Origin of the sequence: Kribbella aluminosa (assembly GCF_017876295.1) — a bacterium.
Taxonomy (GTDB): domain Bacteria; phylum Actinomycetota; class Actinomycetes; order Propionibacteriales; family Kribbellaceae; genus Kribbella; species Kribbella aluminosa.
The window spans coordinates 40,388-54,017 of record NZ_JAGINT010000001.1; the positions used below are offsets into that span (position 1 = coordinate 40,388).

The 13,630-nt window shown below is 68.8% G+C and carries 18 protein-coding genes and 1 pseudogene; 12 read left to right on the forward strand and 7 right to left on the reverse strand.

Features of this window, described 5'->3' with window-relative positions; translation table 11 throughout:
* Positions 1-12 precede the first annotated feature (12 nt).
* From JOF29_RS00245 to JOF29_RS00275, 7 genes and pseudogenes are all read right to left on the reverse strand, one after another.
* Positions 13-303 (reverse strand): annotated as a pseudogene (locus JOF29_RS00245) (DUF2784 domain-containing protein); the annotation flags it as partial.
* Positions 304-773: 470 nt separating this feature from the next.
* Complete coding sequence (locus tag JOF29_RS00250) at positions 774-2,705, reverse strand: copper resistance protein CopC (RefSeq protein WP_209692211.1); 1,932 nt, start codon at positions 2,703-2,705, stop codon at positions 774-776.
* Complete coding sequence (locus JOF29_RS00255; protein ID WP_209692212.1) at positions 2,702-3,646, reverse strand: M56 family metallopeptidase; 945 nt, start codon at positions 3,644-3,646, stop codon at positions 2,702-2,704. Before JOF29_RS00255 ends, JOF29_RS00250 begins: the two co-directional genes overlap by 4 nt.
* Positions 3,643-4,020, reverse strand: a complete 378-nt coding sequence (locus JOF29_RS00260; protein WP_209692213.1) for a BlaI/MecI/CopY family transcriptional regulator — start codon at positions 4,018-4,020, stop codon at positions 3,643-3,645. Before JOF29_RS00260 ends, JOF29_RS00255 begins: the two co-directional genes overlap by 4 nt.
* A gap of 286 nt (positions 4,021-4,306) precedes the next feature.
* Complete coding sequence (locus JOF29_RS00265; protein ID WP_209692214.1) at positions 4,307-4,528, reverse strand: P-loop NTPase family protein; 222 nt, start codon at positions 4,526-4,528, stop codon at positions 4,307-4,309.
* Positions 4,519-4,680 carry a hypothetical protein gene (locus JOF29_RS00270; RefSeq protein WP_209692215.1) on the reverse strand — a complete coding sequence of 54 codons (162 nt, stop codon included), beginning with the start codon at positions 4,678-4,680 and terminating at the stop codon, positions 4,519-4,521. Before JOF29_RS00270 ends, JOF29_RS00265 begins: the two co-directional genes overlap by 10 nt.
* 56 nt (positions 4,681-4,736) lie before the next feature.
* The gene (locus JOF29_RS00275; protein ID WP_245357383.1) at positions 4,737-5,570 is read right to left on the reverse strand and encodes an ABC transporter permease; all 834 of its coding nucleotides are present in this window, start codon (positions 5,568-5,570) and stop codon (positions 4,737-4,739) included.
* Between the two features lie 347 nt (positions 5,571-5,917).
* On the opposite strand from JOF29_RS00275, the gene JOF29_RS00280 reads away from it, so the two are divergent.
* The 12 genes from JOF29_RS00280 (at position 5,918) to JOF29_RS00335 (ending at position 13,212) form a co-directional block, all read left to right on the forward strand.
* Positions 5,918-6,517 carry a TlpA family protein disulfide reductase gene (locus JOF29_RS00280; RefSeq protein ID WP_307863078.1) on the forward strand — a complete coding sequence of 200 codons (600 nt, stop codon included), beginning with the start codon at positions 5,918-5,920 and terminating at the stop codon, positions 6,515-6,517.
* Positions 6,514-7,368: a cytochrome c biogenesis CcdA family protein gene (locus JOF29_RS00285; protein WP_209692217.1), complete on the forward strand. Its 855-nt coding sequence runs from the start codon at positions 6,514-6,516 to the stop codon at positions 7,366-7,368. The genes JOF29_RS00280 and JOF29_RS00285 overlap by 4 nt, the downstream gene beginning before the upstream one ends.
* A 112-nt stretch (positions 7,369-7,480) precedes the next feature.
* On the forward strand, positions 7,481-8,449 hold the full coding sequence (locus JOF29_RS00290) for a cytochrome c biogenesis CcdA family protein (RefSeq protein WP_209692218.1): 969 nt from the start codon (positions 7,481-7,483) through the stop codon (positions 8,447-8,449).
* On the forward strand, positions 8,446-9,135 hold the full coding sequence (locus JOF29_RS00295) for a peroxiredoxin family protein (RefSeq protein WP_209692219.1): 690 nt from the start codon (positions 8,446-8,448) through the stop codon (positions 9,133-9,135). Before JOF29_RS00290 ends, JOF29_RS00295 begins: the two co-directional genes overlap by 4 nt.
* Positions 9,132-9,437 (forward strand): glutaredoxin family protein, encoded by a 306-nt coding sequence (locus JOF29_RS00300; protein ID WP_209692220.1) that lies wholly within the window; start codon positions 9,132-9,134, stop codon positions 9,435-9,437. Before JOF29_RS00295 ends, JOF29_RS00300 begins: the two co-directional genes overlap by 4 nt.
* 41 nt (positions 9,438-9,478) lie before the next feature.
* A complete protein-coding gene (locus tag JOF29_RS00305) occupies positions 9,479-9,631 on the forward strand; it encodes a hypothetical protein (protein WP_209692221.1) in 153 nt (50 codons plus the stop codon).
* Positions 9,632-9,741: 110 nt separating this feature from the next.
* The gene (locus JOF29_RS00310; RefSeq protein WP_209692222.1) at positions 9,742-10,128 is read left to right on the forward strand and encodes a DUF2752 domain-containing protein; all 387 of its coding nucleotides are present in this window, start codon (positions 9,742-9,744) and stop codon (positions 10,126-10,128) included.
* Entirely contained in the window at positions 10,125-10,769 is a 645-nt protein-coding gene (locus JOF29_RS00315; RefSeq protein WP_307863079.1) for a class I SAM-dependent methyltransferase, read from the forward strand. Before JOF29_RS00310 ends, JOF29_RS00315 begins: the two co-directional genes overlap by 4 nt.
* Positions 10,770-10,873: 104 nt before the next feature.
* Positions 10,874-11,125, forward strand: a complete 252-nt coding sequence (locus tag JOF29_RS00320; protein WP_209692223.1) for a DUF2933 domain-containing protein — start codon at positions 10,874-10,876, stop codon at positions 11,123-11,125.
* The gene (locus JOF29_RS00325; RefSeq protein WP_209692224.1) at positions 11,125-11,361 is read left to right on the forward strand and encodes a hypothetical protein; all 237 of its coding nucleotides are present in this window, start codon (positions 11,125-11,127) and stop codon (positions 11,359-11,361) included. The genes JOF29_RS00320 and JOF29_RS00325 overlap by 1 nt, the downstream gene beginning before the upstream one ends.
* A 125-nt stretch (positions 11,362-11,486) precedes the next feature.
* Entirely contained in the window at positions 11,487-12,419 is a 933-nt protein-coding gene (locus JOF29_RS00330; protein WP_245357384.1) for a F510_1955 family glycosylhydrolase, read from the forward strand.
* 61 nt (positions 12,420-12,480) lie between these two features.
* The gene (locus JOF29_RS00335) at positions 12,481-13,212 is read left to right on the forward strand and encodes a cytochrome c biogenesis CcdA family protein (protein ID WP_209692225.1); all 732 of its coding nucleotides are present in this window, start codon (positions 12,481-12,483) and stop codon (positions 13,210-13,212) included.
* Positions 13,213-13,630 lie beyond the last annotated feature (418 nt).

Consider the following 13,630-nt stretch of genomic DNA (forward strand, 5'->3'; position numbering starts at 1 on the left):
CCAGTGACTCCTTCAGGGGCTGGTCGTGGCTCGCTTGCGGGCACGCCTCAGCACGACCAGACCGACGTACGAGATCAGCAGCAGAGCGAAGCCGACCTTCTCCGCCACCGGGGTGGCGCCCTCCGGCCAGATCGTGCCTTTCAGGTAGTGCTGGATGTAACCGCCCGCATACACCTGCTCACCACCTCGTCGGCGGAAGTACTTCTCTAGCACCGTGAGTGGGCAGCCGAAGTCGAGGCTCACGATGGTGAGGTTCCACACCGCGATGAACAGGTGCGCCCAGACCACCCGAAACCAGCGCCAGGCGGGGAAGCCCGCCGAACACGAAGAAGCGCAGCAGCAAGTCGTGGATCACCATCATCACTCGCCGAGGAAGCGGTACAGCATGGCCCATACCGGTGCTGTTCGCGGATCAGGGCGTCCGGCACCGCGGCCCGGAGCGGGTAGTGAGGGCTCGGGGCGGATCGCGCCCATCAGGTGCTCCACTGCCGCCTCCTTTCGCTTCGCCAGGTGACGGCCGAGCGGAGGTCCAGCCGGAGCCGGGGCTTGCGGGGATGGTCGCGGATCACGCCGAATCTGACCGCCTGCAGGAAGTCAGTTCGGCCAGACATACCGCAGCCTGCGTCGTTCCCGGGCATGTACCGTACTGGCGCAGAGCTCTTATCCTGGCTTGTCGTTCTCGATCTCACAAAATCATCGCCTCCAGTGTTCGTGAAGGCAGGCCAGCCCGGAAGATGCCGGGCGATGGGCCGGTGTCTGTACTCACGAGCGCTTCAGTTACGCGGGTAGGTGAATGTGCGTTGGATGAGATGCTTCGGCGCGGTGAGGGTCTCACGGGTGATTCGGTTCGAGGTGTCGATCTCGAGTTGTACGTGGATCCCTTCCGCGGGGAGCCCGAAGGCGAGCGTGGTGCGGCCGTTGGTAGCCGGCAGCACCGTGGTGTCGAGCGCCGGGCTGTTGCCGTAGGGCTCGCTTTCGAGGAACTCGGCTCCGTCGGTGGTGACCGGGCGGGTCCGTGGTGCAGGCAGTGAGGTATCGCTGGTGACTGTCTCGGCGATACGAATTGACCGCTGGGTTCGCATCGCAGCCACGATCCGCGGTAATAGCACCCGGCTGGGTCGAGGTGGCCAACTGATCGGGACGGTGGCGGCGCCGCCGTGCCAGTCGGGCGTGTCGACGCGCAGATCAACGTACTGGGTCGCGTTGCCCCATTGCGCCGGGCCGACGAAGCAACCAGGACCGCAGGGGCGCAGGGCCACCGTTGCGGGTGCTGTGCCGGGATAGCTGAGTCGGGCGGTGAGGTGGAAGTCCGGTGGTGCCGCGTCGCCGGTCTGGACCCGGTCGTCGGGTGTCCGTAGCCGGATCTCGAGCTGGTTTTGGCTGGCGGCGATACCGACCGAGATCTGGCCGGCGAGTGCGCCGAGCCGGATCGCGGGCCCGGCGACCGGTGGCGGGAAGCCGAGGTCCTGGGTGGCGGGCGCCGGGGTCGGCACGGAGACGAGCACGGCGGTGACAGCGAGCACGGTGACCAGGGTCGTGGCTTCGATCCGCGCCGTCCGCGCGACCGGTGCTGGTGTGGTGGGTGCGGACGCCGGCTGCGCGGTGGGCCTGGTCAGGCGGCGTCGTGCGGTCCAGGCGAGAGCGGCGACGATCGTGACGAGTGCGAGTTTCGCGATGAGTAGCTGCCCATACCAGGTGGTGGTCAGGTCTTTGAGGGTCGGGACCAGGAGGACGGCGCTGATGGTTCCGGTTGTTGCGACGGTGAGGAACAGGCCGAGGGCCAGCCGGGAGTAGGCGGCGAACATGGGGCGGATCCGCACCGCCCGAGCCCGGTTGGTGTAGGCGACTCGCACCAAGTGGACGAGGGCGCCGATCCAGGTAGCGACCGCCATCAGGTGGACAGCGACGATCAGGGCGCCGACGACACCGTGTCGGCTGCCGAGATGGTTGCGCAGGCCCTCGGCGCCGACGATGGCCAATGCCGGTGTCAGTGCCAGCCACCAGCGGCCCCGCCCAGCGATGGCAGCCACGGCAGCGAAGCCGATGGCCTCCACGACGAGCAGAGCCGCGGCACGGCCGGGTCCGGCGGTCACCAGAAGATGGGCGAGCAGCCCGGCCGCGCCGAGTAGACCCAGCAGTGCGGCTGGCCGCACGAACGAGCGTGGTCTGACGGCCGCGGGACCGGCCAGACGGGCGAGTTGTCCGCCGACGAGGCCACCGATGACGCCGGCCAGGGCGAGGAACAGCAGCCAGCGCAGGGCGACGGTCACGGGAAGGGCCCCGGTTCCGGTCTGGTCTTGTCCCTGGAGGCCGGCGGAGCTGGTCCCCACGGCGAAGTCGAAGCCGGAGTCGACCACGTCACCGTCTTGGGCGGTGACCTGCCAGCGCACGATGTAGCGGCCGGGGCCGAGGTCATCGAGTACCCGAATGGTGACCCGGCGGCCGCCCTGTTCGCGGGTCACGTCGGAGGTACGGATCGAGTGTTGAGCGTCGTCGACCAGCCGGACCGCGCGGGAATCGACGGTCACCGGCTCATCGAACACCAAGGTGATCAGGTCGGGCGCCGCCGCGACGGAGTAGCCGGCCTGTGGTGTCGTGCTGAGCAGCGTCGGGTGCGCGGCGGCGGGTGCCGCGGTGCCGAACAGCAGGCCAAACACCGCGGCGGCCACGAGGCTGAGCCGCGGGAGGAGTGCCCGCGGGGTCATCCGAAGATCAGTGGGCAAGCCGCCAGGCCTGCCGCCAGTACGGCGGGAATCCCGACCAGCAGCGCCGGCAGCGCGATCACCGACACAGCGGCTCCGGCCCCTCCGACCCGGCCGGCCATCGACAGAGGCGGTGGCGGGTCGAGCAGTCGCTGCACCCGGGCCAGTACCCGGCCGCCGGTCACCGCCAGACCCAGCTCGAGACCGCCGGTGGCGATTCTGTCGGTCGATCTGGCCACGGCCAGGGCGCCGAGCGCGTCGGCGAGGCCGTTGCGGTGGGCGCTTCGGGCGGCGGCGTCGTCGGCGAGCAGTTCGACCAGTTCGGCTGTCATCGTCCGGAGTTCCCGGAAGAGCGGGGGCTGCGGGAACGCGGTGGCCAAAATGGTGGCCCAGCCGACGAGCAGGTGATGCCGCCCGGCCAGGTGGGCTCGTTCGTGTGCCAGCACCGCGTCCAGGTGAGCCGGCGACAACACTCGCAGAGTGCCGCTGGTGATGACGATCCGGCCGGTGCCCGGCACGCAATACGCGGTCGGTTCCTCCGCCTCGATCACGGTGGCGCCCAGCTCGGGGTCGTGCCGGCCTAGCAGGCTGAGGATCTCGCCGTGCCGGCCCCGGTCGATTCGGTGACGTCGCGTCTGCCGCGCGGCGACGTAGGCGAGCCGGGCGAGCAGCAGGAAGGGGACCGCCATCCCCGCGATCACAGCTGGGGGCATGACGGCGGTGGGGTGACCGGTCAGCGCGGCGAGACAGGCCTGGATCCGCCCGGGTGTGGCCACGCAGGTGATTCCGGCCAGCAACACGGAGGTGAGCACCGACAATCCGGCGGCGTGGAGCGCCGCGAGGCCGAGCCGCGGCGACCGGTACATCCAGGTCCCGGTCAGCAGCCGGGGTGCCAGCACAGCAACCGCGGCTGCGTAGCCGAGCAACCCGAGCGTGACCGTCATCTGCGGCTCGATCCGGCGGATGTGCCGCGGCCCTTGAGGGCACGCTCGACCGCTTCCGCCTCGGCCGCGGTCATCTCTTTGACGAATCTCAGCAGGGTGGTGGTGTTGTCGCCGCTGCCGTCAAGCGCCTGGCGCATGAGTTCCGCGCTGTACTCCTGCTTGGTCGACACCGGCCGGTAGCGGTAGGCGCGGCCGTCGAGCTGCCTGGTCAGCCATCCCTTGCGGTGCAGATTGTCCAGCACCGTCATCACCGTGGTGTAGGCGAACTCGCGGTCGCCGCGCAGGTCGTCAAGGACCTCCCGCACGGTGGCCGGTTCCTGCCGTGCCCACAATCGATTCATGATCGCGGCCTCAAGCTCGCCGAATCCGCGCACGTCAACCTCCTCACCTCATACCTGTGGCCCGCCGCCGCCTGCCTGCGTCGAGGATAACCGCCGCCGGGGAGCCGTCAGCAACCAACTAATGTTGATAGTAGACGACGCCCGCCCATGGGCGTCAGGTCAGGTCGCCACCGCTGCCGGAGGCAGGACATGCCCCAGACCGCTCGCGCCACGGTCACGTGATTCCCCTCGTGCAACCAGACAGTCGTTGCACAGCTCGCCGACGCTGCTCACGCGCGGCTGACCAGGAACATGGTCCGGCTGTTCGTGACCAGTTCCTTCATTTTCGCGGCGGCCTCGGTCTTGAACGACGCGTCACCGGCGACAGCGCCTCGTCGATCAGCAGGATGTCCGGGTCCATGTGCACGGTGACCGAGAACACCAGCCGGCTGAACATGCCGGACGAGTAGGTCCGCATCGGCATGTCGATGAAGTCGCCGAGTTCGGCGAAGGCGGCGATCTCCTCGTACCGGGCCTGGATCTCCTTGCGGCTCAGCCCCACGGCCAGGCCACCAGGATGACGATCTCGCGCTCGGACAGGGCCGCGGTGAAGCCGACGCCCAGCGACAGCAGGGTGCTGACCCGGCCGTGGACCTCGATCCACCCCGAAGTCGGCGGGTGATGGATACGTCCTGCACCGTGACCGCGGGGCACACCCGCCTGCGATTTCTGCGTCGGCTTCTAGCCTGCCTCAGAGACGGACAACGAACTCACGCTCCCTCGACATGAAGAACAACGAGCCGACGACAGCCGCGGCGATCGCCCAGAACACCGCACCCAGCCACATCCACAGGTCCGGGACGGAGGTCGGTCCAGCCGCCGATCAGCGGGTAGAGCGGGTTGTACTGGATGAAGCCCTTGAACTTGGCCGGCGCCTGCTCGGCGAACCACAGCACCGGCGACAGGTAGAGCCAGATCCGGACGAAGTACGGCAGGAAGCTGGTGGTGTCGCGGAAGTACACCTGCAGGGCCGCGAAGATCATCCCCATCCCGGCCGCGAAGATCGTCAGCATGATCAGGAACGCCGGGGCCAGCAGCATCTGCCAGTGCAGCGGCTGCCGCATCAGCAGGTGGATGGCGAGGTACACGACCATCGTCGGCAGGAACCGGAAGAACGCCGTCCGCAACGCGGACAGCGGCAGCAGCATCCGCGGGAACGACATGTTCATCAGCAGCTTGCCGCCGCCGACCACGCTGGCCGCGCCGGCGGTCATCGCACCGGAGAAGTAGTAGAACGCGAACAGGCCGCCAGTCATGTGCGCGAAGCGGGCCGCGCCGTCGGTCCTGGCGCCGCCGCCCGCGATGATGTCGACCAGGAGGTAGTAGACGGCTGCCAGCAGCAGCGGGTTGAGGACCAGCCACACCTGTCCGAAGAAGGTGTTGGTGTTGGCCGCCCGAATCCCGGTACGGGACATCTCGGCCGCGAACTCCCGCCGCTGCCACAGCGCCTTGAAGTAAGGACGCAGCGGCGGCAGGCCGACCTTGTGCGGTTCGTACACGTGCACCGACGGGTTGAACTCCTCGTCGACGCTGGTCGCGTTCATTCAGGCGACGCCTCTCTGCCCGGTTGTGGTGTCCACACTCTGCCGGTAGCCGTTTCACTTGGCTGAACCCCCGGCTGTTCGCGCCTCGCCGAACACGTCGACCACCGCTCGATCAACTGGGGTTCGGCGGCTGCCGCCCGGTAGGACGGCGGGCCCCGCGGATCAGGAACCATCAGCAGCCAACTAACGTACATAGTAGACGATGCCCGCCGATGGGCGTCAGACCTGGTCGCCCGATGCCGGAGGTAGGACATGCCCCAGACCGCTCGCGCCACGGTCGCGTGATGATACGACCCGTCGCCCGGCTGATCAGCCGGGTAGGTGCCCGGCGCGCCACCCTGTCTGTCGTGGTCGCCGCCGTGGCGGTCGCGGGCATGGTGACGTGGCGCAGCGACTTCTGGGCTGACGGTGGGGTCGTCCGCACGGCGCAGCAGCCCTCCGGTGAAGCGGTCACTACCGGATTGACCCTCTATGCGGCCGGCAGCCGTCCGCAGGTGCCCGAGTTGCGCGGGCAGACCCTGGATGGCGAACAGTTGGCGCTAGCCGACCTGCGCGGCCACGTCCTGGTGATCAACGTGTGGGGTTCGTGGTGCCAGCCGTGCCGGAAGGAGGCGCCGGATCTGGCCCGTGTGGCCCGCGAGACCGCCGGCCGGGGGGTGCGGTTCGTCGGGATCGATACCCGGGACAACCCGGCCGCGGCGCGCGCGTTCGTGCGCGCGTTCAAGGTGCCCTATCCGAGCATTATCGACGACGGTCACATGATGCTGGCCTTCCACGGGGTGATCCCGGTGAGCGCGATCCCGAGCACCGTCGTGGTGGACCCGGCGGGAAAGATCGCCGCACGGGTCGTCGGCAAAACCGACTACTCCACATTGCGCGGCCTCGTCGACGATGTCCTCGACGAGACGCCCGCCACCACCTCCGGTTCGGCGAAGGGTGGGTCATGATCGCCGCCGTAGGCGTGGCCGTCGCGGCCGGCCCGGGTGGCCTGGTGACGTACGGCCCGCTTCTCGTCGCGATCCCGATAGCGGCGGCCGCCGGGCTGGTGTCTTTTCTGAGCCCGTGCTGCCTGCCGTTGGTGCCCGGCTATCTCGCCTATGTCACCGGTAGCGCCGGCGCCGACGCGCATCATGCTGGTTCGACGGCGACCCCAACCGCGGCCGTTACGACGACGAGTGCCGCGCCTTCGACTGTGGGCCGTTCCCGCCGGGTGCCGAGCCGGACGGTGGTGGGCACCTGCCTGTTCGTGCTGGGGTTCGCCGCGGTTTTCACCAGTTACGGTGTGGCGTTCGGTGCCGCCGGGACGGCCCTGCTGGAGCACCAGGTCTTGGTCACCCGTGTCCTCGGGGTCTTCACGATCGGCCTCGGCCTGATGTTCGCCGGGCTTCTCAACCGGATCCCATTCGCTAGCAGGGCCTGGCGGGCGACCTACCGGCCGAAGGTCGGGGTCGCGGGTGCACCGCTGCTCGGGGTGATGTTCGGGGTCGGCTGGACACCCTGCATCGGACCGACCCTGGCCGCCGTGCTCGCCTTGTCCACCAGCACCGGCGGTACCGCCCGGGGCGCGGCGTTGTCGTTCGCGTACAGCGTCGGCCTCGGTGTTCCGTTCCTGCTGGCCGCGCTCGGCGTGGAACGCGCCTTCAAGGTGTTCGAACTCGCTCGCCGCCACGCTCACACCGTCATGCGGGTCGGCGGCCTGCTGCTCGTGCTGGTGGGTGTGCTGCAGGTGACCGGGGTCTGGTCGCTGTTGATCTACCGCCTGCAAGGCGTCGTGGCGAACTGGCAATCGCCGCTCTGAAGACACCACTCGTCGCTGTAGCCATGTACCGGGAACGCATTGCTACCCTCAAGCGTATGTACTATCACCATTAGTACTAATCGCGATCGGATCAATAGAGGGTGGTGCCGCGGTGCGGGAGTTGTTGTTGTCGACGACGATCTTGGCGTCGTTCCTGGGTGGGGTGGTGGCGTTACTCGCGCCGTGCTGCGTGTCGGTGATGCTGCCGGCGTACTTCGCCTCGACGTTTCAGCGGCGGACCCGGATCGTCGGTATGACGCTGGTCTTCGCGACCGGCGTGGGCACGGTGATCATTCCGATCGCGCTCGGCGCGAGCCTGTTGAGCCGGCTCATCTCCGGGCAGCACGCGCTGGTCTTCTCCCTCGGCGGTGTCGCGATGGTCGCCTTCGGCGCCGCGATGCTGGTCGGCTGGAAGTTTTCGCTGCCGATGATCGGCATGCGGGGCGGGTCCGGCGGCGGGGTGGTGTCGGTGTACTCACTCGGCCTGTTCTCCGGGCTCGCCAGCTCGTGCTGCGCCCCGGTACTGGCCGGGGTGGTGGCGGTGTCCGGCGCGGCATCGTCGTTCGGGGCCGCGCTGGCCATCGGGGTGGCCTACGTGTTCGGCATGGTCGCACCGCTGAGCGTCCTGGCGCTGGTCTGGGATCGCCGTGACTGGGGGACCGGCCGGTTGACCACCCGCACCGTGCGAATCGGGATCGGCCGCTGGCACCGCGCGGTGCCGCTGGGCTCCGTGCTGTCGGGTGCGGTTCTGGTCGCGATGGGGCTGCTCACCATCGCGCTGGCGATCCGCGGGCCCTCGATGGGCTCGGGCTGGCAGCTGCGATTGACGGCCTGGCTGGATCACCTCAGCCACGCCCTGCAGAACGGCCTCGCCTGGCTGCCCGGCTGGTTCAGCGCCCTGCTCGTCTTCGGCGCGCTGGCCGGCGTGGCCTGGTTCGCGGTCCGCCAGCGAAAAGCATCCAGACAGGCCGAGGCTGTGCAGCCGGTGGCCGAGGGCAGCCCGAGTGACCCGGGGGACTGCTGTGCGCCGGCGGCGACCACACCGAGCACCGTCCCGACCAACCAGGAGGCACCCCGATGAGTCAGCGCCCGCAGACCAAGTCGGCGAAGAAGCGGCCGCCGACCAAGCCGCCGAAGAACAGCCTGGTCGCGGAGCGCCGGGATCGCTGGCCGTTCATCCTCGCCGCGCTGATCGTGGTCCTGATCGGCGGTCTGTACCTGCTGTACCGGGCCACGAACCAGGCCGACGGATCGGCGGGCACGACGGCGAAATCGGACTACCAGGTCGGCTCACCCGGCCGCGGCAAGCAGGCACCGGCGTTCACCCTGCCGGCCACCAAGGGCGGCACGGTGAGCCTGGATCAGTACCGCGGCAAGACCGTGCTGCTGTACTTCCACGAAGGGCTGGGCTGCCAGCCCTGCTGGGACCAGATCCGCGACCTCGACAAGGCCAAGACCGACCTGAAGACCGCGGGAATCGACGATGTCGTCGCGATCACCACCGGCCCGGTCGATCTGATCAAGCAGAAGGTGACCGACGAGCACCTGACCTCGGTCAACCTCGCCGACGCCGACCTGGCCGTGTCCCGCAGCTACGAGGCGAACAAGTACGGGATGATGGGCAACGACCGCGACGGGCACACCTTCATCCTGGTCGGTCCGGACGGCAAGATCGGCTGGCGTGCCGACTACGGCGGCGCCCCGAAGTACACCATGTTCGTTCCGGTCCAGCGGCTGCTGGCCGACCTCAAGGCCGGCCAGCAATGAGCCACGTCGCCCGCGTAACCCTGCTCACCCAGGACGACTGCGCATTCTGTGACCACGCGAAGACGGTCCTTGCCCGCGTCAGCGGCGAGCACCCGCTGGAGATTCAGGAGATCCGGCTCGACTCCGCTGAGGGACGCGCGCTCGCGATCCAGCACGCCGTTCTGTTCGCCCCCGGCGTGCTGCTCAACGGCGCGCTGTTCTCCCACGGCCGCCTGTCTGAGAAGAAGCTGCGCCGAACCCTGGAGCGCCTCCCATCGCCCAGCGGCAGCGACCAGTACCGGCCAACCGGGCAGGCGAAATGAGGGGGCGCCCCGGGTCGAGTCCGCGGGACCGCCTCATCTTGATGATCGCGACACCGCTGGGCCTCGCACTATTCGTCACGACCCTGCTCGCCAACTACACCGGATTCACGCTGTTTCCGTTCGACCAGCACCACATCGTCGGACAGGTCGTCGGCCTGGGCCTGGTGCTGTGGGGCCTGATGCACTGGAAATAGCGCCCGCCGTTTACGTGACGATTGGAGGCAAAGATCAGGTGGATTGGCACATGGCCCCCGCGCGGCATCTCCCAAGACCGGCAGCCCGCCCCGGGCAGGATCAACGTGCCTTGACGATCACCCGGGTCGCCGTGCTGGGACTTGCCGCCGCCATCACACTGCGGGTCGTCGGTGTACCGCGCGTCGACCTGCATGGGCCGCTGCATTACCTCGGCATCATGGACCCGCTGTGCGGAGGGACCAGAGCCATGTTCCTGCTCACCTCCGGCCACCCCGCCGCGGCCGCGCACTACAACCCGATCGTGTTTCCCTTCGCGGCCGTAGTGCTGGCCCAGCTCGCGCGGGCCGCGATCGAACGGGCCACCGGCCGCCGGTTCCGTCTGTCGCCGTCCCCGGCGGTGCGCCGGGTCCTGATCACGATCGGCGTCGCGGCACTGGTCGCACTCGAGATTCGCCAGCAACTGCACGCCGACCTGCTCACCAGGAGCTGGCCGTGACTCACCCTGATCAGTCCTCCGATCAGCGTGCCCGGTGGCGCCGCTACTGGGACAAGCACGCCCAGGGCTACGACAAGGAGATGGCGTTCTGGGATCGTGTCGCGTTCGGCGACTCCCGGGAATGGGTCTGCTCGCAGGCCACCGGCCAGGTGCTAGAGGTGGCCATCGGCACCGGCCTGAACCTCGGCTTCTACCCAGACACGGTGACGCTGACCGGTATCGACTTCAGCCCGGCCATGCTCGACATCGCCGCCGCCCGCGCCGCTCAACTCGGCCGGACCGTCACCCTGCGGCAGGCCGATGCTCAAGACCTTCCGTACGGCGACGCCTGGTTCGACACGGTGGTGTGCACCTTCGGGCTGTGCGCGATCCCTGACCCGGTACGGGCGATCGACGAGATGCGCCGAGTGCTGCGGCCAGGTGGCCGGCTGCTGCTGGCCGACCACGTCGCCAGCACCTCATTGGCAGTCAGGGCCCTGCAACGGGCGGGGGAGGTCGTCTCCGTCCCGTACGGCGGCGAACACTTCCTGCGCCGGCCGCTCGATCACGTGCGCGCCGCCGGCTTCGAGGTCGAGAACTCGCAGCGGTTCAAGCTCGGCATCGTGGAACGCCTGTGCGCCCGCAAGCCCGGTAAGGCCTGAACCGCCATGGAGTCCGGAACCCTCCAGAACACCTACCCGTCATCAACTATGATGGTTAGTAGTCACCTTGCCGAAGAATCCCCGGAATGCCCAAGGAGCCCGCTGTGAAGGAACTGTTGTATTCGTTGCCGCTGCTCGCCTGCCCGCTCGGTATGGGCCTGATGATGTGGTTCATGATGCGCGGCAAGAAGGAAGGCCAGGCCCAGAACGGCGCGCCGAGGTCGGCGGCCGACGTGGCGGCCGATGCCCAGATCGCGAGCCTGCGCGCCGAGCTCGACCAGTTGCAGGCCGGGCAGCGGGACCGCGAGCGGCCGGCCGACCGCACGACCGGCCCGGCGAGCACGAGGCCGCTGTAATGCCGGGCTGGTTTCCGCTGGCCGCGGCCGTGGCCGGGATCGGGCTGATGTACTTCGTCTGCATCCGGCCGATGCGCCGCGGCACCTGCGGCCCCGCCGGGTGTGCTGCGAAGGACACCACGACCGCCGCTGCGCAGGGCGGCGACGCCGCCAGGGACGCAGAGCTTGACCGGCTGCGCGCGGAGATCGCACAGGTACGCGACGAACTCGAAGTCCCGAGGCAGTCAAAAACCTGAGACGGCCGGGTCTGGTTGACCACCACCGGCAGCTCGCGCGGCCTTGAGTCCCCCGCCCAGCTCAGCCCTAGACCGACAGCCGGCGCGCCCGTCTCCGCGCCTCCAGCACACAAGCGAGGAACCTGATGGTCCGACACACGTCGACGACGAACACGTCGTCGGCCACGAGCGACCAGCAACCCCAGGCAGAGGGTCGGGCCAACCGGAACTGGCCGATCCTGATCCTTGTCCTCGTCTTCGCGATCGCCCTGGCCCTGGTCCTTGCCCGGACTATCGGCACCGGCAAGGACAAGCCGACCGGCAGCGGCCCAGGCGGCGACCCTGGCATGGTCCTCGTGAACAGCCTCGCGGTGGACCCCGCCGACGGAACGCTGTATGCGGCGACCCACACCGGAGTATTCCGGGTCCCGGCATCGAAACAGGCGGCCCGGATCGCCGGCCGCTACCAAGACACCTCGGGTTTCGTCATCCCCGGGCCAAGGCACTTCCTCGCCAGCGGCCACCCCGACCCACGTGAGAACAAGCCAGGCAGGCTCGGCCTGATCGAAAGCACCGACGCCGCCCAGACCTGGCACAGCGTCTCCCTCGACGGCCGGGCGGACTTCCATACATTGAGGGCTGCTCATGGCCACGTCTACGGCTTCGACGCCGCCACTGCCCGGTTCATGGTGACTCAGGACCTGCGCACGTGGGACAGCCGAAGCGTCACCCCGATGCTCGACTTCGACGTCAGCCCGGACGTCCCGGACACGATTCTGGCGGCGACGAGCGAATACGGCCTGGCCCGCAGCAGTGACGGCGGCCGGTCCTTCGCCACCGTCAAGAACAGCCCACCTCTGGCCGTGCTCAGCTGGCCCGCGGCGAATCTGCTCTACGGCGCCACCCCGGCCGGAGCGGTGATGGCCAGCACCGACGGCGGCAACACCTGGGAACAGCGCGGCTCACTCGACGGCCAACCCACCGCGATCGTCGCCCAAGGCAAGCAAACCCTGCATGCCGCTACCGCGTCCGGCATTTACACCTCGTCTGATGGCGGGCGTAGCTTCCGCCGCGACTGACGCCGCGGCATCCATGGCGGGCTAGAAGGATTATCAGCCGAGAGTAGGCGCGAGGGTCACGGTGGAACTGTTCGCTCTTTCTTCGCTGGCGTTGGTCGCCGGTTTGGTGTCGTTCACTGCTCCGTGCACGCTGCCGCTGCTGCCGGGGTATGTGTCTTTCGTGTCCGGCATGAGGGCGCAGTCAGGGGGTGGGCGGTCCGGGACGGTCGGGCGGACGGTCGCTGGTGCTTCGTTGTTCGTGCTGGGGTTCTCCACGGTCTTTGTTGCTCTCGGGTTGACCGCGTCGGGGCTGGGGCTGCTGTTGGCGCGGCAGGCCCGTCTGCTCGAGATCGTGGGCGGTGCGTTCATTGTCGTCATGGGGCTGGTGACTGCCGGGGTGCTTCGGGTGCCGATCCTGCAGCGTCAGTTGCGGTATGACCTGTCCAGGATCGGCAACGGGCCGCGAGCGGCGTTTCCGTTGGGCGCGGCGTTCGCATTCGGCTGGACCCCGTGTGTCGGGCCGGTGCTCGCCGCCGTGCTGGCCACGGCGGCGAGCACGGCCACCCTTACCCAGGGGGCGGTCTTGCTGGCGGCGTACTCGTTGGGGCTGGGGCTGCCGTTCCTGGGTCTGGCGGTGGCTGTGGCTCGCGGCGGCGGCCGGCTGGAGTGGCTTCGGCGGCACAGCCGCAAGATCGAGGTGGCCGGCGGGCTGCTGCTGGCGGTGATGGGCGTGGCGGTCATGACCGGCCAGTGGACGGTCTTGATGAGTCGGATGTTGAGCCTGTATGCCCGGATCGGCTGGCCGCCGATCTGAAACCGCATCGTCGGACTTCCCGGAACTCCGAAGCCGGCCCGAGCCGCAAGGTAGAGGGGGATGCCGGTGCGGCGGCGCCGGTCCGGGGAGGGTTGAAGCCGAGTAGCGGTCTGCGGCTGGGTGTCAGTGGTGACTGGTGGGCGAGGGTTCAGCAGCAGGAGTTCGGGTCGACGGCACCCGACGTCGACGCCGACCGCATCTCCCTGGTCGTCGGGACCCGCACCGCGATCCCACCCGATCGACGGCCTGGCCACGGTCAAGGTGCCGTGCTCGACGTGATCATGGTCGCCGTACCGTTCGGCATCGTCGGCGGCCGCTTCTACCACGTGATCCACCGCCCGCCCCTGCGAGGAGTACGTGAGGACGGATGCCCGCCGGGTCGCGGCGGAACCGCACGAGACGGGTCCTCCCTCCCAAG

Excerpts from the sequence above, each read along its gene's own strand:
- JOF29_RS00325 (WP_209692224.1), top strand. The coding sequence starts at position 11,125 with ATGCCGGGCTGGTTTCCGCTGGCCGCGGCCGTGGCCGGGATCGGGCTG.
- JOF29_RS00255 (WP_209692212.1), bottom strand. The coding sequence starts at position 3,646 with ATGACGGTCACGCTCGGGTTGCTCGGCTACGCAGCCGCGGTTGCTGTG.
- JOF29_RS00330 (WP_245357384.1), top strand. The coding sequence starts at position 11,487 with ATGGTCCGACACACGTCGACGACGAACACGTCGTCGGCCACGAGCGAC.
- JOF29_RS00300 (WP_209692220.1), top strand. The coding sequence starts at position 9,132 with ATGAGCCACGTCGCCCGCGTAACCCTGCTCACCCAGGACGACTGCGCA.
- JOF29_RS00275 (WP_245357383.1), bottom strand. The coding sequence starts at position 5,570 with ATGAACGCGACCAGCGTCGACGAGGAGTTCAACCCGTCGGTGCACGTG.
- JOF29_RS00295 (WP_209692219.1), top strand. The coding sequence starts at position 8,446 with ATGAGTCAGCGCCCGCAGACCAAGTCGGCGAAGAAGCGGCCGCCGACC.
- JOF29_RS00285 (WP_209692217.1), top strand. The coding sequence starts at position 6,514 with ATGATCGCCGCCGTAGGCGTGGCCGTCGCGGCCGGCCCGGGTGGCCTG.
- JOF29_RS00305 (WP_209692221.1), top strand. The coding sequence starts at position 9,479 with ATGATCGCGACACCGCTGGGCCTCGCACTATTCGTCACGACCCTGCTC.
- JOF29_RS00250 (WP_209692211.1), bottom strand. The coding sequence starts at position 2,705 with ATGACCCCGCGGGCACTCCTCCCGCGGCTCAGCCTCGTGGCCGCCGCG.